Genomic DNA, 23,758 nt, shown 5'->3' with positions numbered 1-23,758 from the left:
TCACTGGGATTAATACAAGGAGTCAGGCCCCGTACACCGGGGCCTGTGGCTTATTGACGCACCAGAAACTTGAGATCGCTGGGAGCATCAATCGGCAGTTTTTGTACCGTTTTGCCCAGTTGGCCGGTCTGGCTATCGCGCTCGATCACCACGATCTGGTTGCTCTTCTGGTTGGCAATCAACAGGAACCTGCCGCTCGGATCCAGGCTGAACTCACGGGGATGATCGCCGTCCACGGCGCGGCGCTGGATCTCTTTCAGCTGTGCGTTGGCCGGATCAATGGCGAACACCACGATCTGATTGGCGGTGCCACGGTTACTGACGTAGAGGAACCTGCCGTCGCTGGAGGCGTGCAATGCCGCGCCGGCCTTGTCCGACAGCGGTTGCCCGGCGGCAAAGTCCACCCGTTGGCGTTCGCTCAGTTTGCCGTCCTGGTAGTCGTACACCGCGACCTGCGCGCTCATCTCGGTGGTCAGCCAGGCATGCTTGCCATCGGCACTGAACAGCAGGTGACGCGGGCCACTGCCCGGCGGCAACTGCACGGAATCCGGATCGGCGGGGGTCAGCGGCCGCTCAGGGTTGGCCTTGGGGTCGTAGCGGTAGGCAAAAATCCGGTCCGCCCCCAGGTCCTGTACAAACACGTACTTGCCATCCGGCGACGACACCACCGAATGCACATGGTTGGACGCCTGGCGCTCGGGGTTGACGCCGCTGGCCGGGTGCCCGCTCAGTTGCACCGGTGGCGCCAGCCTGCCCTCGGCATCGACCGGCAGGGCCGCCAGGCTGCCGCCCGGATCTTGCAGCACCGAGTAGTTGGCAACAAACAGGTAACGCCCATCGGCGGCCAGGCTTGAGTGGGTGGGTTCGTTGCCCAGGCTCTGCACCTGGTTGATCAGGGTCAGTTGGTGGTTGGCCGGGTCAATGCGATAGCTGCTGACACGCCCGACTTCGTCCTGCTGGCCCGGGCCGTTTTCATTGACCACGAACAGGCGTTTCTGGTCCGGGGACAAGGTCAGCCAGGACGGGTTCTGCGCCTTGGCCGCCAGCACCGGCGGGCCGCTGAACTGGCCGGTACGGCTGTCGAACTGCAGGCGATAGATGCCTTCGCTGGTGCCGGCGGTGTAGCTGCCCACCAGCAGATCAAAGGTATCGGCCGTGGCGGCCTGGACCGACATCGCACCGACACTGCCGGCCATCAGCAGGGGCCAGAATTTACGCATCAGCATGTTCGTCGTCCTCGTCTTCGTTGCTGCCGGTGATGGCGCTCAGGCACACCAGGCGGTGCTCGCCCGAGTCACCGGTGAGCGTCCAGCTTTGCAAGGCTTCATCAAACGTCGCGGCCTGCACCTGGGCGATGCTGAACGTCCAACGTTTCTCGGCCCGACCGTCCATGCTCTTGATCAGCAACTGCCGGTCATCGAAGGTGAAATCAAAAGCATGCAGGCCATCGATTTCGAGCATGTCGCTGGTGTGGAGTGCAGTAGGCAGAGTGGCAGCAGTCATCAGGATCATTCATCAGTGGAAAAACGTTGATGATAGGCCAAACCGTGTTCGCCGTCGTGTCGCGATAACCGGCTACCACACTGCGGCCCCAGCGGCTTGCCATTCTGCGGAGGAACCCCATCGCGCAGAACGGAATCTTTTATGCCGGACACTTTACCCGCCCCACCCCCTGGCCCATCGCTGTTCACTCACCGCAGCAACACCCCGGCCCTGGCCGTCGCCCGCCAATTCGCCGATCGCCCGGGCTTGCGCCAGGTGCTTGAGCAACACCTGCAGGAACGCCTGCTGGAACACTTCCCGGTGCTGCGCCTGGATGTGTCTACGGTCAGGCTGGCCACCCCCAACCAACGGCGCGGCTGGGATCTCAAGCGCCTGATCGACGTCGTCCTCGATCACCTGGGCAAGGGCACGGCCCTGAACCTGACCCTGGTCATCGACGAACGCCGCTGCTTCCTGTCCCAACGACCGCCGTCGCGCCTGACCTATGAGGCCAATGGCCCCCGCGAGCCGGATATGACCGTCATTGAACGGGTGATTCTGGACCTCGCCTTTACCCTGCCTATCGCTTTGCAACACGCCCTGACGAGCTACTGGAACCTCGACGCAGAAACCGGCGTCAGCCGCTGGCAATGGCTTGGCGACCTGCTGTGCGACACCCTGAAAAACACCGCAAGCCTGCTGCCGAGCGGCCCCGCCCGGAACATGCTCGATAGCGTGACCGGCGAGCCCGATCGCCGCGAGCGCCAGGCCGCGCCCGCAGGTTTCGTGCATGCCTACTGCCTGCAAGCCTGCGTGAGCAACCAGGACCGCGAAGCGCGCCTGCTAAGCACCGACCTGCTGTTGGTGCAGGGCACCCAGATCCTGCTGTGCCAGGCGTCGGGCAATGTCGAGCCCTTTGCCTCAATCGAGGCCTTCACCCACACCTGGGGCCAACGCCTGGTCAGCCGCTTGCAAGCGGACACGCTGGTGGTCAAGCGTTACGAGCCCGATGGCAATCTCTTCGATACCCAGGCCGCCTTACTGCTCAACCAGCAACTGGACGACCTTCAAGCCATCCGTTTGCCGGCTACCGAAGGGGTACGCGCCCTGGAGCAGCAGGTCGCCGACGCCAGCGACCCTGTGCCCTTGTTTATCGCCGCCCCCGCGCCGGACCCGACGCTGCAGCCTGTCCTGCAGGCGGCGCTGCCCCCCTGGCTGCTGGCAGCCGATGCCGAGCAGCGCTTTGCCTATCGCCAAGGGCTGTTGGACCAGGCGCGCCTGCAACGGCAAACCGGCGGTGCATCCTTTCTGAGCGGCGTCGAAAACCTGCAAGCCTTCACCACCCGCACCCTGCGCGAGCAGATGCGCCGCGACCACCCCGAGTCCAGCGTGGAGCCGGACAACCTGGCGCTGACCTTCCATGTCCCAGTGGGAGACCTGCGTAGCGGCTATCTGGCACAGCAGACCATGAGCCTGAGCGAACTGGCGATCAACAACCTCGCCGCCGCGCCCCAGGGTCGCCTGACCCTGCGCGACACCTCGGGGGCGGACGTTCCGCAGTGGCTGACCGAAGACTACGTCCTGGGGAAAAAGGGTCTGCTCCATAGCACCCCAGGGCTGATCCGCCAGGTGGACATCGGCCGGCACTACCCGCAGATAATCCGCGAACAGCTGTTGGGGGACACCGCCCAAGCCCGTCGGCGCGAGGCGCTGTTCGGCCAGGAGCTGGCGGTACAGTTGCCGCGCCAAGCCCTGGAGTTGGCGATTCGCGGGCAACAGGGGTTTACCTTCCTGGGTTATCGCTACGTCAAGGCGGTACTGCACAGCAACCTGTCGGGGCGGGTGGTGGATGCCCAGGACATCGTGATCCGCCCTCTGGCCTTCGCCCATAAGCCCGGTGCCGTGCCGGATATCGTCAGCAACATGTTTATCATCGAACCGCGCGCTAGCGACGCCGGGCCGCCGATTCTCTACCGCCCGTTGTACCAGGACGCGCTGCAGCAATTCAGCAGCCGTGCGGCCCTGTTCGACGCCATCGCACAACCCGGCGCGCTACAAGACAGCGTATTGTCCTGGATGACGGACAAGGCCCGGCCGATCTATAGCCATAATGGCTTTCACAGCCCACATATCCTGCGCTTCGGCCAGGGTGACGACAGCGTGCAATGGCCTGCCCCACCGCCCGCCCAGTTGGCGCAGGACAGCCATGGCGGCGAAATCCCCGGTTCCCTGGCGCAGGCACTGGCCACGGGCAACCTGACCCAATACCTGTACGGCAGCAATGCCCGGGCGCTGGTGGACCTGGCAGACCGGGATTCGGTGTCCAATGCCGAAAGCCGCTGGAAAGTGCTGCTGGAAGGTGGCTGGCTGCTGTTCAACGCTCTGCTGCTGCCGCTGCTGCGCGGGCCGGCAATGGTGGCGGGCTGGATGGCACAACTGGCGGTCAGCCTGCGCCACGATATTCTCGCCCTGCAAGGCAATGACGCCGCTGCGCGGGAACTGGCCTGGGTCGATATGCTGCTCAACATCGGCCTGATTCTGTTGCACGTGGCCTCCCGGCCCACCCCTACCCTTGAGCAGGCGGCGCACACCACCGAGCCGGCCTTGGCGCTGACCCTCGCGGCACTGCGCCGCCCGGCGACGACGGCCCACCCGCCGACAGTGATCGAACAAGGCACGGTGGGCCTGCCCGCCGAGCCACCGGCCGGCGACCAGACCCTGGTGGACTTTATCCACTCCAACGCGCGGGACAGCAGTCGCCGACGCCTGCTGGAGGCCCTGCACGAACTGCATGTACCCTGGCCGGTGCCGCCGCCCTTACCGGTGAGCATCGGCGCCTTCAAGGGCCTGTACCGCATTGATCAGCAGTGGCATGCCTCGGTGGCCGGCCTGCTGTTTCGCGTGAATGTCCTGCCGGACCTGGGCCAAGTGTTCCTGGTTCATCCGCACAAACCGCAGCACCCCGGCTTCCAGCTGACACGCAATGCCCAGGGTCGCTGGAGCCTGGACCTGGGCCTGAAACTGCGCGGTGGCGGGCCGAAGAACCGGCTCAAGGCCAAGCTGGCGCAAATCGATCAGCAACGCAGCCAGGTGTCGGAGGAAATTAATCGCATCGGTGATCAGATCAGCGTCCTGATCAAGCGCCTGCAACCGATCGACCAGGTGCTGGATGCCGCCCGCTTGAAGTTCGAGCAAGCGCATAACGCCTTGGGCAAAACGCGCCTAAGCTTGCGCAGCAAACCGGACGACCCGGCGCTGATAGCCGAGCACCGCGACAAAGTCGCCCAACGCTCCCGGACCAGGACCGCCTTCCAGCTTTTTCAGGAGCGCTTCGATCAGGCCGCCGCCGAATTGCTGCAACAGCGGCGCGAGCTGATCACGGCCTATGGCCAAATGAAAGAAGTGGACAGTCGCTTCGACTACGAAGGGCAGTGCGTCGAGCAATATCAGTCGATTCTGGCCACCGATGAAATCCGCGTCAGCCAGTTGTCATCCCTCTACCTGGCAACATTCATTTCCGAACAGGGCGAGTCGCTGATCGAACTGCAAGGCGCAGCCCACGATGTCGGGGCGATGCGCTATGTCAAGGATCTGCTGGAGACCAACTTTGCGGTTTCCGAGCGCCACGCCCAGGCGATGACTGCCATTGAGAACACCCTGGAGGAAATGGCCGCACGCTTGAAGACCGGCCCCGCGCAACGCCTCAAGTACCTCAATGGTCACCCCAAGCGCCGGTTCTACAACCGCCTCAACGCCACCCTCGAATCCCTGGATGTGCTGACCGAGTTGAGCATCGACCAGACGATCCCGGCCACCACGCCCCAGGAACACTACTTCCTGGCGCGCCATGAACACCTGCAATCCTCGCTGTCGCCTCTGGAAGACTCACACCTGGAGTTACTGACCACCGAAGGCTTCACCCCAGCCGAGCGCAAGGCCGTGCTGAGCAACCTGATCAAGCATTACCGCCGCCGACTGCAGATTTACCAGAGCCTGCTGGAACTGGACTCGCCCCTGGCACACCCACGGTATATGCCGCTGCTGATCGAGCGCCTGCACACCGCCCGTGACAGCGCCGAGACGGATCTGGCGGCCCTGTTGCGCGAGGATGAATTCCTGCCGCCACAACCGACGCCGTTTAAACCGGTACGCACGACGTCGCGAACCAAACGCGTATTCAAATCACGGGACAAGGGTGCCCTGGTCGGCGAGTTGGAACCCGCGCAAAGCGACATCCCCTTCCCCACCATCGTGACCCGCAACCCGATTACCCAGCAGGTCAGCGGGCGCTTTATGGAGCATCCCAATGAGGGCTGGGTAGAGATTGTCGACGCCCAGCCCACCGCGCCGGTCGAGCCATCTCCGGCGCCGTCCCTGGCGACCTTGCGCACCCAGGCACAACGGCTGCTGGAAGAAGTGCCCGGTATCGAGCGCTCTATCGAGTTCCAGAAAAAGAAGCTCAGCGACCCGACACGCCGCGATGAACTCAACCCGCAAGACTGGCGCGACATGCTCGCGCACCAGGCCGAGCGCCTCGAAGCGGTCGCGACCGAGTTGACCAACCACCATGGGGACAAGCCGGACATGCCGCAGACCGTGGAACGCTTGCGCCGGCGCGCCAGCGACTTGCGCAGCCAAGGCACGCAGCAGTGCATCGAGGGCTACAAGGCCCAGCGCCCGCGCCAGGAACACATCGAGTTCCTGCGTAGCCACGGCGCGATTGATATCGGCCTGGTCCACGGCGCCCAACGTACCGCGTCCAGGGACTACGTGTCGGAGTTCGCCGTGCGCGAGAAAAACAGCCTCACGGTGCTGTGGTACGCCCACTTCCACTACAGCCAGGCCGACAGTTTGCCCAGTGCCTACACCGCCGCCCATCTCAAGCGCCCCGAACAGCGCTTTGTGACCCTGCGGGACTTGATCGCCCAGGCCGGTGCAGACAGCCAGGCCATCGTGCGAGACCTGTACCACCCGATCACCGCGCCGTTTGACCAACGCCTGTTCCTCAGCCTGTTGCCCGCCTAGAACCCCGCCATGAAGGCATCTACTGCCAATAAAAAGGATGTTTATGCAAAACCTCACCCCCTCCTCCATCGCCCATGCCGTGAGCGCTCGATTTGCTGATCGCCCCGCGCTGGAAACGGTGATCCGCCAACAACTCGCCGCGGCCATCGGCGCCCAATACCCAACGCTGACGATAGACCTGAGTCGCACGCGCCTGGCCCGGCCGCAACGCCGCAGCTGGCTGTTACAGCCATTTATGCCAGTGGTACAGGATGCGCTGGCCAGTGGCATAGCGCTGGACTTCAGCGATGTGGACAACGTGCCCTGGTACCTCTCCGACGAGCCGCCAAAACGTCTGAAACTGCCCGGTTTGACCGGGGAACAACTCAATATGCAGGTCATCGCACGCCTGGTTGGCGAACTGCCCCAGACCCTGCCCATCGCCCTGCAAAATGCCTTGGCCGAGTATTGGGACGCCGGGCATTGGCGCTGGCTTGCGCACGTGCTGATGGACACCTTGCGCGTATCCGCCCTTCGCCACACAGGCCTGGATGCCCAGGCGCAGGAGGCGATCGACCAACTGGTGGCCATCCCCGACCGTGAAGCGCGAATCGCCCGCCATGGCCAGGGTGTGGTGTTCGCCTATGGCCTGGAAGTCACCCTCAAGAGCGGGGAACAGAGCAGCCACCTGCTGAGTCCGGAACTGGTGCTGGTCCGCGCCGTGAACGGCAAGATGCCGGTGCTGCTGTGCAGCCCCGGCGGCGGCATTGAAGTGTTCGCCTCCATGGATGGGTTGGTCCAGGCCTACGGCCAGCGCCTGGGCAGCCAATATCAGGTCGACGATATCCTCATCCAGCGCTACGAGCCCGACGGCGATATCTTCGAACACCAGGCGGCGATGATCCTCAATCGCCAGTTGGCAGACCTGGGCAACCTGCGCCTGCCCACGGCCCAGCCCTTCAGCGCCTGGCAGGCGCTGTATGCTGAACTCACCGATCCCGGCCGGTTTTTCCGCGACTCGCCGGCCGCCCCACCCCAGGCCCTGGACACCCTGCGCCCACACCTGCCGAGCTGGCTGCAACAGGCCAGCGCCGACGACCGCGCGACTTACCGGCGTTATGCCCTGGCGCTGGCCAGCGCCAAACAGCGCGGCGGCGGGCGCCACTTCCTCAGTGATCTGGACGATATCCGCACCTACACCGTCAAGACCCTGCTGCAAACGCTGCAACACGACGCCGTGAACTTCGATTCCCTGTTGCCGACGCCGCCGTCTGTCGCCGCGCTGCACCCCGACGACCTGCAACTGACCTTCGCCGTCACCGCTGGCTATCCGGGCACCGTCGGAATTATCCGCCACGAGCGCATGAGCCTCACGGACATGGCCATCGACAACCTGGCCAGCCGCCCCAGCGGCACCGTGACCCTGACCCATCGCCATGGCCTGGCGCTGCCGTCGTGGCTGACCGCCGACTATTTGATGGGCGCCGGTGGCCTCATTGAAAAGGTCGATATCGGCCAGCACTACCCCCGCCTGCTGGAGCAGCACCTGCTGGGCGACAGTCCCGAGGCGCAGCAGCGTGAAACGTTGTTTGCCGATCAGCAGGCCGCGCAACTGCCGTTGCTGGCGCTGGAGTTGTGCCTCAAACAACAGGCCGGCGTAAGCCGCCAGGGCACGCGCCTGGTGGCCGCGCTGATGCAGGGCAATGTTGCCGAGCAGCAGGTTGATAACCGTCAGGTGGTGATCCGTCATCTGGCGTTGGTGCGGGCCCCTGGCGCCTCTCCCGACAGCGTCAGCAACATGTACTTGATCGAAACGCGGGACGCCGAGGTCGGCCCTCATCTGCTGTACCGCCCGTTGTATGCCCAAGCGCTTCTGGAATTCGCCAGCCGCGAGGCGCTGTTCGAGGCCATCGCCCAGCCCGGCGAGCTACAAGACAGTGTGCTGACCTGGCTGAGCGACAGCGCCCGGCCGATCTATGCCCACGGTGGCTTGCGCGAACCACATTACCTGCGCTTCGGCCAGGGCGATGAATTTGCCCCCCTGAATAAGCCGGTGCCGGCGCGCCTGTCCAGCGATGGCATCAACGATGAATTACAACAATGCCTGGTGACCGGGCGCCTGATGAGCTACCTGTTCAGCGACCACGCCCGTGGCTTGGTGCAACAGGCCAACCGCGAGTCGGTGTCCAACAGCGAGAGCCGCTGGCGGGTACTGCTGGAAGGCAGCAGCCTGTTGTTCGGCAACCTGCTGCTGCCGTTGCTGCGTGGTCGGGCGATGCTCACCGGCTGGTTGATGGCCCTGATGGCCAGCCTGGACCAGGACATACCGGCGCTGGATGCGCCCGACCGCCAGACCCGGGAACTGGCTGCCGTCGATCTGCTGCTCAACCTCGGCCTGCTGCTGTTCGAGGCGACGCCCGAGGTGACCGCGTCTTACCCGCCCCTGGCTGCCGGGCTCAAGGCGCGTGCACTGCCTTCGGCCCTCGCGCCGCGTATTGCCGAACAATGGCCGGTGCCCGCGGCGCCGACGGTTCGCGAGGGAGCCGTGGCCCTGCCAGGTGTGTTGCCGGACACCCGCCGCAATGTGCTGGACTTCAGCTTTGCCCAGACCCGTCAACGCCTGACGCCAGCCCAGCGCGTGCGGCTGAGCAGCTTCAAGGCCATCCGGCCGACGCCCCTGCCCCGCCCCGTGCTGAATGGGCCACGCAGGGGGCTGTACCTGGTTGAAAACATTTGGCACGCCGAGGCGAACGGCGAGTGGTTGCAAGTGAGCCTGGAGCCGGAGGGCGACATCAGGGTCGTCGCCCCTGGCGACCCCAACCGCAGCGGCCCTTACCTGCGCAGCGATGCCAACGGCGTGTGGTCGGTAGACACCCGCCTGCGCCTGCGCGGTGGCATGCCCCCCAGGCGAATCGCCGCCGAACGCCAGCGACGGGCTGAACGGGTCAGCCAACTGAAGCGTTCTTACGAACAGTTCATCCAGGGTCAGGTGGCCCGGCAAAACCGGATCGAGATTATCCTGGGGGTGATGACCAGGACCGCCGAAGACCCACGCTTCAGCGAAGCGCAACAGGCTGACAGTCGCCAGCGCTTCGATACGGCCCTGCAGGAACAGACATTGGAATACCAGCAGCAGTTGGACAGCCTGAAAGAACGCAGCGAGCTGGGGATTGCCTTGCCACCCGAATCGGTGGCGAGCTTGCTGGAAAACATCGTCAACAATACGCGCAAGCATGTGGTGGTGGCCGAGAAAGATCGCGGTGCGCTGTACCGCAACAACAGTCACTTCACGTCCCGAAGCACACGCCTGGCCGAGGCTGTGCTCAGTGACTTTGCGGCTTACCAGCGGTTCATCCGCGAAATGATTGCCATCAATGAGCGTTCGATCCACTGGCTGGAGCTGCGCGACCGCTACCTGGACCAACTGTTCAACCTGGGCACCGCCGGCAGCGAATACTACAACCGTCTGACCTGGGACCGTCCGCAGGAAATCAGCGCCCTGGCCGTCAAGGATCTGCTGATGCGCAACTACGAACTGATGACCCACAAGTACCCGGATCATCCACTGGTCGATGTACTGATCGACATCCTTGAGCCCCTGCAGGAACACTTGCGTACCCACAGTGAGCTGAACGACCTGGAACTGACGGCCGAGGACCGCGTGAGCGTGCTGGAAAGCCTGGTGGAACACTATGGCCGGGGCCTGGATTCGTTGCAGGGGCTGGGTATCGTCAATGCCGATGAGCTGGACAGCGAATATTTTGCCAAGCTGGTCACGCTGGTAGAGGGACTGTACCAGGACGCCGCCAAGCAACTGGCCGGCGAAATCAAGCCCGTCGCCCAGCCCCCCAGGCGCCCGAGCCGACGCAACCCGGCAATGATCGGCAAGCCTCTGAAAAAAGTGATCCGTACCCCGAAAAAGGGCACCTTTATCGGTGAGGTCAAGCCAGTGGGCTCGGTGGAAACGGTGGAGGTTCGCTCCCAGGTCAGTGACCAACTGCTGGCCATGTATTCACAACGGGGGGACCAGTGGATCGAATACAAGGAGTCGCGACCACCGGCCTCTGCGCCAGCACCGCGCAGTCTGAGCCTGGTCAAGGGTGAAGCCCGCAAGCTGCTGGCCATGCTCGAAGAACACCTGCGCCGTGGCGAGCAATACCGGAGAATCTCCCGGCACCCGCAAGAAGTGCAGGAAGTGCTGCAATTTGAAGCGGTGCGTTACGACAGACTGGCCAACGAACTGCATCTGGCGATTCAGGCCCAACCCGCCGAGGCGCGTACGTCAGCGGATCAAACCCTGGTTAACAACATGCGCCAGGCGGCGGTGCGCTTGAGTGAGCAAGGCCTGGCGCTGCGTACCCAGCTGTGCCTGGACCTGCCCCCGACCCACGGCAACCTCGAGTACCTGATCGAACAGAAGCGCGCCAACATAGGGTTGCTGGGGGAGCGTATCCAACTGAGTGGCGAGCGTCGGGATTTTGTCCAGGAGTATGCGGTGAACGACCAGGGCGGCTATCCGTTGTGGTATGCGCACTTGCACTACCCGGCGGCCGATACGCCCAAGGAACTGTATACCGCGGCCCACCTGAAAACCCGGGAGCAGCGCAAGCAGAGCTACTACTCGCAACTGGCCAGGGCGCAAAGCCCCCAGGCAGTCGTGGATGTCCATCGCGGGTTGATCGGCAAGGCGTTGGTGCAGCGCTGGTTCCTGCCGCTGGCCCCCTGACCGGCTGTGGCGAGCGGAATTGCCCACTCGCCACAGGGGGGCCTCTTGGGTCAGTGGGCGAACAAGGAGTTGCCCTTCTGCCCCGCCAGTTTCTCCGGTTTGATCAGGAACCGCGCCAGTGCCGGCAGCAGCCACAGTGCACCGAACATGTTCCACAGCAGCATGAAGGTCAGCATCAGGCCCATATCGGCCTGGAACTTGATGGCCGAGAAGATCCAGGTGCACACGCCGATCGCCAGGCACAGGCCGGTGAACAGTACTGCTTTACCGGTGGATTTGAGGGTCTGGTAATAGGCTTCCTGCAACGGCAGACCGGCGCGCAGGAAGCTTTCCAGGCGGCTGTAGATGTAGATGCCGTAGTCCACGCCAATCCCCACCCCCAGCGCCACCACCGGCAGGGTCGCGACCTTGACGCCGATGCCCATGAACGCCATCAGCGCGTTGCCCAGCACCGAGGTCAGTACCAGCGGCAGCACGATGCACAGGGTCGCCGCCCAGGAGCGGAAGGTGATCATGCACATGGTCGCCACGCACAGGTAGACCAGGATCAGGATGGTCAGCTCGGCTTCCTTGATCACTTCGTTGGTGGCCGCTTCGATCCCGGCGTTGCCGGCGGCGAGGATGAACTCCAGGCCTTCCTTGTTGTTTTCCTTGGCGAAGTCCTGCACCGCATGCACCGCACGGTCGAGGGTCTCGGCCTTGTGGTCGTTGAGGAACACCAGCACCGGCGCCAGGGAGCAATTGTTGTTGTACAGGCCATCGGCACGGGCGATGGAGTTGTTCAACACATCCGGGTTACGCGACAGGGTTTCCCATTTCAGGTTGCCCTCGTTCATACCCTTGATCATCTGCTTGGACACGGTCACCAGGGAGATCGCCGACTGCACCCCCTCGGTGTTCTGCATCTTCCACATCAACTGGTCGATGGGTGCCATGGCTTCGTAGCGCGAGCAGCCTTCTGCCTTGGTCTTGACCATCACCACCAGCACATCGGAGCTGGTGGAGTAGTTGCTGATGATGAAGTTGTTGTCTTTGTTGTAGCGCGAATCCGGGCGCAGTTCCGGGGCGCCCTGGTCGAGGTCGCCGATCTTCAGGTTCTGGCTGTACCACAGACCGCCACCAAAGGCGATCACGGCCAGGGCGACGGAGATCGGCGCGACTTTCGGGCTGGCGAAGTTCGACAACAGGCGCCAGAACGGATGGTCGCGGTTGGCGTCCTTTTTGCTCTTGGCAATCGCGCGTTTGCTGATGCCCACATAGGAGATCGCGACCGGCAGCAGGATCAGGTTGGTGAACACGATCACCGCCACACCAATGGAAGCGCCGAAGGCCAGTTCACGGATCACGCCGATGTCGATGATCAGCAGGGTGATAAAGCCGACCGCATCCGCGAGGATCGCGATCATCCCCGGCAGGAACAGTTGCCGGAACGTGCGGCGGGCTGCCGTCAGGGCGTTGTCGGCCTCACTGGATTGCAGGGCGATGCCGTTGATCTTCTGCACGCCGTGGGAAATGCCGATGGCGAAGATCAGGAACGGCACCAGCATCGAGTACGGATCCAGGCCGAACCCGAAAAAGTGCATCAAGCCCAGTTGCCAGACCACCGCCACCAGTGTGGTGATCAACACTGCGATGGTGCTGCGCACGCAGTTGGTGAACCACAGCAGCAGCACCAGGGTGATCACGAACGCGACACCGAAGAACAGCACCACCATGATCAAGCCGTCGATCAGGTCGCCGACCTTCTTGGCGAACCCGACGATATGGATCTGGACGTTGGGGTTCTGCTCCTGGAACTTGGTGCGGATCTTGTCTTCCAGTTCGTGGGAAAACTTCTGGTAGTCCAGGGCCAGCAACTTGCCCTGGTCCTGCGGGTCCGGGTAGGACTCCAGCAGCGGGATATCGACGATGCTCGACTTGAAGTCGTTGGCCACCAGGCGCCCGACCTGGCCGGACTTGAGCACGTTGTTGCGCAACTGGTCGAGGCTTTCCGGCGAGCCGTTGTAGCTCTGCGGGATCACTTCGCCGCCGGCAAAGCCCTCCTCGGTCACTTCGGTCCAGCGTACGCTGGGGCTCCACAGGGACTTGAGCCCGGAGCGGTCGACACCGGAGATGTAGAACACTTCGTCGTTGATCTGGCGCAGGGTCTCCATGTACTCCTTGGAGAAGATGTCACCGTCCTTGGCCTCCACCGCGATGCGCACGGTGTTGCCCAGGTTCGCCAGGTCGTTGCGGTGCTCCATCATCTTTACGATGAAGGGGTGTTGCAGGGGGATCATTTTTTCAAAGCTGGTGGACGGGCGAATCAACATCGCCTGCCAGAACAGGAAGATGCTCACCAGCAGGCAGATGACGATCACTGCCGGGCGGTTATTGAAGATCAGGCGCTCAAGAAAGGTCGCTTTATCGTTGTGATGACTGCTCATTCTGTCCCCGCCTTCTTATTGTTTTTTGCGTTCGGCGCCGGTTGGCTCGGCGACGCGCACGCCACCCTGCCCCACCAGAATCAAGTCGCCATTGCCCGCCGCCGTCACTGCCGAGAGTGAAATGCGGTCCGGGCGATTGAATACGCTGAACGTCAGGCCATCATCGTGGCTGACCACCACGCTGCCGCCGTTACCCACCACCACCAGGGTGCCGTCGTCGAGCAAGGTCGCGCCCGACAGGCCGAACTCCAGGGCGCCACGGGCGGCCTTGAGCGCCACCGGCTCCCAGGTGTCGCCAAAATCGGTGGAACGGAACAGATTGCCGCGCAAACCGTAGGCCAACAGGGTCTTGGGCTGGGCGGTGCCGATCACGCCAAACAGCGAGCCCTCGTAAGGGCCTTCGAGTTTTTCCCAGGTCTGCCCCTCGTCGCTGGAGCGGAACATGCTGCCCTGCTCGCCGACGATAAACAGGCCGGCGTCCTTGACCCGGGCAATGGCGTTGAGGTGGTACTGGTCTTCGTTGTCGAGGCGGTCGCTGACATCCTCCCAGGTCTTGCCCGCGTCGGTGGTCTCGATCAGCGCACCGTAGGCGCCCACGGCAAAGCCGTGGTTGGGGTCGTTGAACAGCACGTCCAGCAGCGGAGCTTCGCGGCTGAGGTCCTTGAACTGCTCGCTCCAGGTGGCCCCGGCATCGCTGCTGGCGAGGATCTTGGCGTCATGCCCGACCGCCCAGCCATGCTGGTCGTCGATAAAAAACACCGCCGTGAGCAATTGCCGGGTCGGCACCTTGGCCTGCACCCAGGTGGCGCCCTGATCATCGGAATAGAGGATATGCCCGCGATCACCGACCGCCACCAGGCGCTTGCCGGCCTGCACGACGTCGATCATCAGGCCTTTTTCGGCCCTTGGCGATTCAATGGCAAATGCCGCAGGTTCTGCGGCGTCGGTTGCAGCCTGGGCAGCCGTCGACAACGCGACAACCCCCAGCAGCGAGAGCGCTGTGGCCAGCACCGCGACCTTGCGCGACGCGAGCGGGCGGCAAAAACCCACACCCATGACAGGCTCACTCATAGACCTTTCTCCCATTTATTATTGTTAGGTCGTAACACCTTCCAGGGTGTTCGCAGTGCGCAAACCTGCAATCTAGAGCCCCTTGAGGAAGCAGGGGCCATCCTATCGGGCTTTCGAATCGTCTGACAATCGGCGCTACGTTATCTTTTGTTAACTAAAGACCTTTTGCCCTCGCGCTGAATATAGCTGCATTCGCTGAAATGATGAGTTGCCCGCATTCGCGAGGCGATATTTTTATTCCATATATTGATCATTGGGAATTTTTATTCTATTAATTGCGTTCCTGAAACAATAATTCAAAAGGACCACCGCCATGCGCTCACTCGGAATCGGCCTGATCGGTACAGGCTTCATGGGCCGTGCCCACGCACTGGCGTTCAATAACGCCCGTGCGGTGTTTGAGCTTCCCTTCAACCTGACGCTGGCGGCCCTGGCCGATGCCGATACCAAGCGCGCGCAACGTTGCGCCAGCGCCTGGGGCTTTGCCCAGGCCCATGGCGACTGGCAACAATTGATTGATAACCCGCACGTGGACCTCGTCGCTATCACCACCCCCAACCACCTGCACTACCCCATGGCCATGGCCGCACTGGCGGCGGGCAAGGCGGTGTATTGCGAAAAACCCCTGGCGACCAGCCTGCAGCAAGCCGACGCCATGCGCCTCGCCGCCTACGAGGCTGGAGTGGTGACTCGGGTCGGCTACAACTACCAGCACAACCCGATGATCGCCCTGGCGCGACAGATGATCGACGCGGGCGAGTTGGGGCAGATCATCAGTTTCCAGGGCGAGTTCAGTGAAGACTTTATGGCCGACCCGGCGTCGCCCTGGTCCTGGCGCTGTGAGGTGGAGCATGCCGGCGGCGCCCTGGCGGACCTGGGCAGTCATCTGCTGGCGATGGCGCGTTATCTGGTGGGCGATGTGAGCAAGGTGTGCGCCGACAGCCAGACCGTCCACGCCCAACGCCCGGCCAGCCCTGGCAGTACCGAGTGGCGTTCGATTGCGGTGGATGATCAGGTACATGCCTTGCTGCGTTTTGCCAATGGCGCACGCGGCACCGTCAGCAGCAGTTGGCTCAAGCACGGCTACAAGAATCACTTGAGCTTCGAGATCAGCGGCACACACGGCACCCTGGCGTTCGATCAGGAGCGATTGAATGAGTTGCGCCTGTTTCGCGCCGGTGAACAGGGGTTCCAGCGTTTACTGGCGGGCCCCGCCCTGCCCGGCTATGCCGCGTTCAGCCCGGCGGCGGGGCATCAGTTGGGGTACAACGAACTGAAAACCCTGGAAGTGCAGGAGTTGATCATGGCCCTGGCCGGGCAAGGTGCCGCGGGTACTGATTTTGAAGCGGCGTGGGAGGTGGAGCGGTTGGCGACAGCGCTTCGGCTGGCGGCGCGGGAGGAGCGGTGGGTCAACGTGAGCGAAATTTAAAGACCTGCACCGATTGATGTGGGCTTGTTCGCGATGGGCATAGGTAGCTATACAACTCTCTTCTGGGGTTGTGTACATATCCGTTGCTGCGGTTACGGCGGCTATTGGTTCCGCCCTTACGGCGGCTCACTTTGGAAAAGAGCGCCAAAGTAAGCAAAGCGCTCTTGCCCCACCACTCGGCACCTCGCCCAGGCTCGGTGTGCCCGTCATCCGACATTGATTTGGGGGGCCGCCGCGATGGGCCATCCATGGCCCAGCGCGGCTAACCCGGCGTCCTGCCGGGTTACCCCCCAAATCAATATCGGATGACGGCCAGCGTGGTTTAACGGGGCGCCTAAGATCAAAATCACAAGCAAAGCGAGGCGGCCTGACAGCCGACCTGATCGTCGAGGCGTGCGCGTGTACCTGTGGGAGCTGGCTTGCCTGCGATGGCGGTGTACCAGCCAATAGATTTATCGACTGATACACCGCCATCGCGGGCAAGCCCGCTCCCACAGGGGAAGGCAGCTTCGCGCTCTGGCTTTGCTGTTGCTCTGCTTTTGATCTGGCTTTTGATCTTGATCTCAGGCGCCCCGTTAAACCACGATGGCCGCAGGCAGGCATTGCGCAGTGGGCACCCCGGCATGGATGCCGGGGTAGCCGCGACACGGCCAGGGATGGCCGATCGCGGCGGGCCCACGGAGCAATGCCTGACTGCGGGCATGCCGAGCCTAGGCGAGGCACCGAGTGGTGGGCATGTACGGGACAACCACATAGGTTACAAAAAAGTGCATTCACATAGGTGACACTTTGATTGAAACATACCCGTTCTTTGCGTCTCTAGCATCGACACGGCCTAGGATCACAGGCCCGAAGATCACCTCCCAGACATCATCTCGAATTAGCTCCATTCCAATGGTCTGATGCTTGAGCAGATTGCCTATGTAGATCCTAAGACCTGCTCGATTGATGATTCCATTACTATCAGCCAGGTAACACTCCACGTGGCTCGCATACCCCATTTCAGGCAGCTTTTCCGGGTAAGCGCGGGGTGAGGGCAAATAACATGAGGCTGGTGTTTTCTGGCCAAGCGCCTCGTGCCCTCGCTCATGATTATAGTGCTGCATAAAGCGATCAAAGTGTTTCTGCTGAGCTTCCCAAGCAATCGCCGCTGGTTGGGGCAAAGTGCTTTTCAGGGTTCGGTGCATCCTTTCATGGCGCCCATTCTGATCTGGGCGGCCGGGCTCAATTCGCTCAGGGATAATCCCCAACCGCAGCCACCAGATCGACAGCTGTGATAACCCTGCACGGCCCGTGCTGGCAAACGGTATGCCGTTGTCGGTCCGAATACGTTCAGGCAAGCCATACTCGCGAAAAACACGCTCGAAGGTTTGTTGGGTTTCTTTGAAGTTGGTATTGCGCATGCCCTGGCAGGCCAGTAGAAAGCGGCTGGCATGGTCCATGATCGTCAGCGGATAACACCACACTCCGGCCCCTGTCAGAAACTGCCCCTTGTAGTCAGCGCTAAAGAGCTGATTTGGGGTTTCTACCTTGCACAGGGGCTTTGGATAGACAGCCACGCGCTGACGCACACGTCGAGGTGCAATCAGATCAGCGGCCTTGAGGATGTTGTAAATGGTTGTTTTCGAGGGTGGATCCTGCCCGGGAAAACGCTGGCGCAAGTCGTTCTGAATCTTCTTCGGCCCGGGAATAGTCTCCCCGATAGAACGAAGCTCGATAATTGCTTGCCTGATAGCAAGAGGCACAACATAGGTTTGATTGTGCCGGCACCGGCTACGCTCTTCGAGCCCTCTGGGCCCTTCAGCCTCGTACCGCTCGACCCATTTGTAGCCAGTCTTCCGACTGACCTGGTAGTCGCGGCACAGCTGGCTAAAGGTATCTCTTTCAGCCAAATAGGCGGCGATGAACATCACTTTGAGGTCCATAGGTTTCAGCTCTTCCCAGGGCATGGTCAGATCCTCACAAAATCGACCCTGCCAGTTAATAACTGTTACCTATGTGCGTGAACTGATTTGTAACCCATGTGGGTGAGTCATACCGGCAAGAGCGCTTTGCTTACTTTGGCGCTCTTCCAAAGTGAGCCGCCGTAAGGGCGGAACCCTAAGTGGCCGTAACCGCAGCAACGGATATGTACACATACCGAAAAGAGAGTTGTGTAGCTAATCATGCCGCAATGGCAGGCTGTCAGTCAGCAAATGTATTGACTAGCACTCCGTCATCGCGGGCAAGCCCGCTCCCCCATTAGACCGCATCAAGTCAGCGCAATGCGCGGCGCAGGACCTTGCCCACCGTAGTCTTGGGCAATTCCTCGACGCGAAACTCGACAAACTTCGGCACTTTGTACCCCGTCAGGTATTCCCGGCAATGCGCCAACAGCTGCTCCTGGGTCAGGCTGGGGTCGCGACGCACCACGACAATCTTCACCTTCTCTCCGGTCACCCCATCCTCCACGCCAATCGCCGCCACTTCCGCAACGCCCGGGTGCAACGCCACCACGTCTTCGATTTCATTGGGGTACACGTTGAAACCCGACACCAGGATCATGTCCTTCTTGCGATCCACCAGGCGGATGAAGCCCTGTTCATTCATCACCCCGATATCCCCGGTGGACAGCCAGCCCTCGGCATCCAGCACTTCGGCGGTTTCCTTGGGGCGCTGCCAGTAGCCCTGCATCACCTGCGGGCCGCGCACCTGCAGTTCACCCGGTTCACCGATGTCGGCGAGTTCACCGTCCTCGCGAATAAAGCGCACCCAGGTCGACGGCAGTGGCACGCCGATGCTGCCGGTAAATTCCATCTCGCGCATGCGCGAGATGTCGATAGGGCTGATGCTCACCACCGGCGAGCACTCCGTCAGGCCGTAACCCTCGATGATCGGCAGCCCGGTGACTTCCTTCCAGCGCTTGGCCACCGCGGTGTGCGTGGCCATGCCGCCGGCGATGACCAGGCGCAGGTCGGAAAAGTCCCGGGCACGGAACTCTGCGTTCTCCAGCAAGCCGTTGAACAACGTGTTGACCCCGGCAATGCCGTTGAAACGCTCCTTGCGCAGGATCATCTGCACCCGCTTCACGTCCCGTGGGTTGGCGATCAGGATATTGCGCCCGCCCAGGCACATGAACATCAGGCAATTCACGGTCAGGGAAAAGATGTGGTACAGCGGCAACAAGGTGACGTTGGTTTCCTGCTGGTTCTGGTCCAGTTGATCACCCACCCACGCCTTGGCCTGCAACAGGTTGGCGATGATATTGCGGTGGCTGAGCATCACGCCCTTGGCATCGCCGGTGGTGCCGCCGGTGTATTGCAGGAACGCCAGTTCTTCACGCGCCAGCGGCACCGGCGTATGGGTCAGGCCCCGGCCCTGCTTGAGCGTCTGGTTGAAACGCAGTGCACCCGGCAGGTTGTAGGCCGGCACCTGCTTCTGCACCCGGCGCAGGATGAAGTTCATCGCCGCGCCCTTGAAGGTGCCGAGCAGGTCGCCGATGGCCGCAATGACCACGCGCTTGACCGTGCTGCCGGCCACGACTTTTTCCAGGGTATGCGCGAAGTTCTCGAAGATCACCACGGTCTCGGCGCCGCTGTCCTTGAGCAGGTGCTTGAGTTCGTGGGAGGTGTACAACGGGTTGACGTTGACCACCACCGCTCCGGCAAGGATGGTGCCCAACAGGCAGATCGGATACTGCAAGCAGTTGGGCATCATCAACGCCACGCGATCGCCCTTGCGCACGCCCTGGGCCTGCAGCCAGGCGGCAAAGGCGATGCCCTGGGCCTGCCAGGTGGCGTAGGTCATTTCGGTGCCGATGCTGACGTAGGCCACGCGGTCGCGGTATTTGTGCAAATGTTCGAGAAACACCTCGCGCAACGACGGGTAGTCCTCGATGCCGGCGTCGATGTCGCTGGGCACCCCAGGCAGATAGGCGTTCAGCCAGATACGTTCGGTTTGGTCCAGGCTTACAGCGTTCATCGCAGTCTCCTTATTGTTGTTGTACGGCTACTTTTCAACGATGGCGGTAATGCCCAGGCCGCCGGCGGCACAGATGGAAATCAAACCGCGTCCGCCACCGCGCAGGTGAATGGCCTTGGCCAGCGCCGCCAACTGGCGGCCACCGGTGGCGGCAAAGGGATGACCGCAACCGAGCGAGCCGCCATTGACGTTCATCCTGGCGCGGTCGATAGCCCCCAGTGGCGCCTCCAGCCCCAGGCGCTCACGGCAGTAATCGGCATCTTCCCAGGCCTTGAGGGTGCACAGCACCTGGGCGGCGAAGGCTTCGTGGATCTCGAAGAAATCGAAATCGGCAAAACTCAGGTTTTCGCGTGCGAGCATGCGGGGCACGGCGTAGGCCGGGGCCATCAGCAAGCCTTCGCTGCCGTCGACGAAGTTCACCGCGGCGGTCTCGCCGGTACGCAGGTAGGCCAGCACCGGCAGGCCACGAGCGGCGGCCCACTCCTCGCTGGCCAGCAGCACCACCGAGGCGCCATCGGTCAGCGGCGTGGAGTTACCGGCCGTGAGGGTGCCGTTCTGCCGATCGTAGGCCGGGGACAGGCTGGCGAGCTTCTCCAGGCTGGCATCGGCGCGCAGGTTGTTGTCGCGGGACAGGCCGCGATAGGGGCTGATCAGGTCGTCGAAGAAGCCGTTTTTATAGGCCGCGTCGAGGCGCTGGTGGCTGGTCAGGGTCAGTTCGTCCTGGGCCAGGCGCTTGATCTGCCAGCGCTTGGCCATTTCTTCGCAGTGCTCGCCCATGGACAAGCCGGTACGCGGCTCGCCATTGCGCGGCAGCAGCGGCTTGAAAAACATCGAGGGGCGCACCTGCAACAGGCTGCGCAACTTGTTGCCGCTGCCCTTGGCGCGGTTGGCCGCCAGCAGCGTGCGGCGCAGGGATTCGTTGATGCCGATGGGCGCGTCGGAGGTGGTATCGGCGCCCCCGGCAACCCCCACATCAATCTGGCCGAGGGCGATTTTATTGGCCACCAGCAACGCCGCCTCCAAGCCGGTGCCGCACGCTTGCTGCAGGTCGTAGGCCGGGGTCTCGGCGGACAGGGTGGTGGACAGCAGCGACTCACGGGCCAGGTTGAAGTCCCGCGAGTGTTTGATCACCGCGCCGGCGGCAAACTCGCCCAGGCGCAGGCCGTGGAGGTTGTAGCGGTCCACCAGGCCTTGCAGCGCGGCCACCAGCAAATCCTGGTTGCTGTCGTGGGCGTATACCGTGTTGGAGCGGGCAAACGGAATGCGGTTGCCGCCGACAATCGCCACGCGGCGCGTCGGGGCGGGGCTGAAGCTGTAGTCACTCATGAACGACTCTCATCAAAACGCGAGGTCCAGATAAACAGGCCACGCATATGGGGTTTGTCCCCGGCCGGATTGCGCACTTCGAATGCACGGCGCGGGCCGTCTGCCGGGGCATTCCACAGGGCGACCTGGCTGGGCAGGTAGATCGGCAACTTGAAATCGCAATGGGCCTCGGCCACGTCCAGCCCGCCTGGGGGTTGCTGGGCGGCCAGGGCGCGGCCCAGGGTCCACATGCCATGGGCGATGGCCCGGCGAAAACCGAACAGCCGCGCGCCGATCAACGAGGTATGGATCGGGTTGAAATCCCCCGACACCTTGGCAAAACGCCGCCCCAGGTCCGCTGGCAACACCCAACGCTGAGTGCGCCGCACGCCCTCTTCGGGCAATGCCAGGCTGTCGCCCCATGGCTCGCCCACCGGGTTGGCGACATCGCGACGCAGGTACAGGCTTTCGCTTTGCCACACCAACTCGCCCGCGCTGTAAGCGTGGGTGGCAATACTCAAGGCCTGGCCCTTGGCATGGGCCACCCAGCGCTCGGCAAACACTTCCAGGCGCAGGGCCTGACCTTCCTGCAGGCGTCGATGTTGGCGAATGCGATTGGCCAGATGCACCATGCCGCTGGCCGGGTACGGAAAGCTCGGGCGCGTCAGCAACATCAAGTGCAAGGGGAACGCCAGCACATGGGGGTAGGACAGCGGCACCCCTTGCTCGCGCCGAAAGCCACAGGCCCGGCCATAAGCCGCAATAGCATGGGCGCTCAACTCCACCGCCGAGCGCACCAGGCGCTCCCGGGGCAACGTGGGGGCGCCTTCCAGCCTGGGTTTGCGCATCGCCAACAGGCCGTCCAGCAGCAGGCGATTGCGCGACGGTGGCGGGTCGATAATCTGCGTCACGTCGTCCATGCTCAGGCTCCCAACAGGCTTTGGCCACATACGCGCACCACCTGGCCGTTGACCCCGCCCGAAGCCGGGTGCGCCAGCCAGGCGATGGTTTCGGCGACGTCGATGGGTTGCCCGCCCTGGGACAGGGAGTTCATGCGCCGCCCCGCTTCGCGAATCATCAGCGGGATTTTCGCGGTCATCTGGGTCTCGATAAACCCCGGCGCCACGCCGTTGACCGTGACCTGCTGCGCCGCCGCCACTGGCGCCAGGCCCTGCACCAGGCCAATCACCCCGGCCTTGGAGGTGGCGTAGTTGCTTTGCCCCAGGTTGCCGGCGATCCCGGAGATCGACGACACGCACACAATCCGCCCACCGGCCTTGAGCCCCTGCCCTTGCAACAAGGCTTCACTCAACTGCAACGGCGCTTCGAGGTTGACTGCCAGCACACTGCGCCAGGCGGTTTCGGTCATCTTGGCGATGGTCTTGTCGCGGGTGATCCCGGCGTTGTGCACCACCACATCAAACGCGCCATGCTCGGCCACATAGGCCTGCAACTGCTGCTGCGCATCGGCGCCGGTGATGTCCAGCGCCCAGGCCTGGCCGCCGACGCTGCTGGCCGCCTGCTCCAGGGAGGGCAGCGCTTGCGGCACATCCACGCACACCACGTGCGCGCCGTCACGGGCCAGCACCTGGGCGATGGCCAGGCCGATGCCACGGGAGGCCCCAGTGACCAGGGCGCGGCGGCCGCTGAAGGGTTTGTCCCAGTTGATGGCGGGGGCGGCATCGACCGGTTTTTCCAGGCGCACCACCTGCCCCGAGACATAGGCCGAACGCCGCGACAGGAAGAAGCGCAAGCTGCTGTCCAGGGCCTGCTCGGCACCCGGCGCGACATAGATCAACTGCACGGTGATCGCCCGCCGCAGCTCCTTGGCCAAGGATCGCACCAAGCCCTCCAGAGCTCGCTGGGCGATGGCCTGGGGCAAGTCCTGGCAGTGTTCGGGCGCGGTGCCCAGCAGCACCACCCGCGCGTGCGGCCCCAGGCGCCGGGCGTTGGCATGGAAAAATTCGTAGAGTTCGTCCAGTTGCTTGAGGTCGACCACGGCGCTGGCATCGAACACCGCGCCCTGGACCTTGACCGTGGACGGCGCCTTGAGCGTGGCGGCCTGGGCCGGCACGGTGTCGGTGGCCTTGAAGAGGCGCCGCACTTCGTCCGCCAGGCGCCCTGCCCCAGCGATAATCACCGGGTTGGCCAGGCCCTGCTGGCCGCTGCGGTGACGTTGCAGGGCCAAGGGTTGCGGCAAGCCGATAGCCTGGGCCAGACGACGGCCCCAGGCAGAATTAACAAAAGAAAGGTAGCTGTCGCTCATAAATCAATCCGTTTTCCTGACCTGCAAATCCAACCCCTTTTGGGAGCTGGCTTGCCTGCGATGGCGGTGGATCCGATTGCATCTGTGGC

The 23,758-nt window shown here is 63.0% G+C and carries 12 protein-coding genes; 3 read left to right on the top strand and 9 right to left on the bottom strand.

Translation table 11 applies throughout. The features are described 5' to 3' along the window. Positions 1-50 precede the first annotated feature (50 nt). Both HU773_RS11835 and HU773_RS11830 read right to left on the bottom strand, forming a co-directional pair. A complete protein-coding gene (locus HU773_RS11835; protein WP_057438650.1) occupies positions 51-1,226 on the bottom strand; it encodes a lactonase family protein in 1,176 nt (391 codons plus the stop codon). After that, positions 1,213-1,503 carry a DUF5629 family protein gene (locus tag HU773_RS11830; protein ID WP_057959839.1) on the bottom strand — a complete coding sequence of 97 codons (291 nt, stop codon included), beginning with the start codon at positions 1,501-1,503 and terminating at the stop codon, positions 1,213-1,215. Before HU773_RS11830 ends, HU773_RS11835 begins: the two co-directional genes overlap by 14 nt. A 141-nt stretch (positions 1,504-1,644) precedes the next feature. On the opposite strand from HU773_RS11830, the gene HU773_RS11825 reads away from it, so the two are divergent. Together HU773_RS11825 and HU773_RS11820 are read left to right on the top strand one after the other, a co-directional pair. Next, positions 1,645-6,507 carry a DUF6543 domain-containing protein gene (locus HU773_RS11825; protein WP_186626306.1) on the top strand — a complete coding sequence of 1,621 codons (4,863 nt, stop codon included), beginning with the start codon at positions 1,645-1,647 and terminating at the stop codon, positions 6,505-6,507. Positions 6,508-6,550: 43 nt separating this feature from the next. Then, a complete protein-coding gene (locus HU773_RS11820; protein WP_186626307.1) occupies positions 6,551-11,212 on the top strand; it encodes a dermonecrotic toxin domain-containing protein in 4,662 nt (1,553 codons plus the stop codon). A 50-nt stretch (positions 11,213-11,262) separates the two neighbouring features. On the opposite strand, the gene HU773_RS11815 is transcribed toward HU773_RS11820, so the two are convergent. Further along, positions 11,263-13,638 (bottom strand): efflux RND transporter permease subunit, encoded by a 2,376-nt coding sequence (locus HU773_RS11815; protein ID WP_057959842.1) that lies wholly within the window; start codon positions 13,636-13,638, stop codon positions 11,263-11,265. A 15-nt stretch (positions 13,639-13,653) separates the two neighbouring features. Continuing rightward, the gene (locus tag HU773_RS11810; protein ID WP_057438652.1) at positions 13,654-14,694 is read right to left on the bottom strand and encodes a WD40/YVTN/BNR-like repeat-containing protein; all 1,041 of its coding nucleotides are present in this window, start codon (positions 14,692-14,694) and stop codon (positions 13,654-13,656) included. Positions 14,695-15,022: 328 nt separating this feature from the next. Here HU773_RS11810 and HU773_RS11805 point away from each other — a divergent pair, with 328 nt between their 5' ends. Continuing rightward, complete coding sequence (locus tag HU773_RS11805; protein WP_057438653.1) at positions 15,023-16,138, top strand: Gfo/Idh/MocA family protein; 1,116 nt, start codon at positions 15,023-15,025, stop codon at positions 16,136-16,138. A gap of 773 nt (positions 16,139-16,911) precedes the next feature. Here HU773_RS11805 and HU773_RS11800 read toward each other — a convergent pair. The 5 genes from HU773_RS11800 to HU773_RS11780 form a co-directional block, all read right to left on the bottom strand. Further along, a complete protein-coding gene (locus HU773_RS11800) occupies positions 16,912-18,087 on the bottom strand; it encodes an integrase core domain-containing protein (protein WP_169990682.1) in 1,176 nt (391 codons plus the stop codon). Positions 18,088-18,394: 307 nt separating this feature from the next. Then, the gene (locus HU773_RS11795; protein ID WP_057438654.1) at positions 18,395-20,098 is read right to left on the bottom strand and encodes an AMP-binding protein; all 1,704 of its coding nucleotides are present in this window, start codon (positions 20,096-20,098) and stop codon (positions 18,395-18,397) included. A 27-nt stretch (positions 20,099-20,125) separates the two neighbouring features. Continuing rightward, positions 20,126-21,424 (bottom strand): acetyl-CoA C-acetyltransferase, encoded by a 1,299-nt coding sequence (locus HU773_RS11790; protein WP_057959844.1) that lies wholly within the window; start codon positions 21,422-21,424, stop codon positions 20,126-20,128. After that, complete coding sequence (locus HU773_RS11785) at positions 21,421-22,323, bottom strand: MaoC family dehydratase (protein WP_057959845.1); 903 nt, start codon at positions 22,321-22,323, stop codon at positions 21,421-21,423. The genes HU773_RS11790 and HU773_RS11785 overlap by 4 nt, the downstream gene beginning before the upstream one ends. Before the next feature lie 2 nt (positions 22,324-22,325). Next, the gene (locus tag HU773_RS11780) at positions 22,326-23,669 is read right to left on the bottom strand and encodes a 3-oxoacyl-ACP reductase (protein WP_186626300.1); all 1,344 of its coding nucleotides are present in this window, start codon (positions 23,667-23,669) and stop codon (positions 22,326-22,328) included. Positions 23,670-23,758: the final 89 nt, after the last annotated feature.

The organism is Pseudomonas shahriarae (genome assembly GCF_014268455.2).
Taxonomy (GTDB): domain Bacteria; phylum Pseudomonadota; class Gammaproteobacteria; order Pseudomonadales; family Pseudomonadaceae; genus Aquipseudomonas; species Aquipseudomonas shahriarae.
Note: the sequence above shows the minus strand (reverse complement) of the source record. Positions and strands in the feature narration are given on the sequence as shown.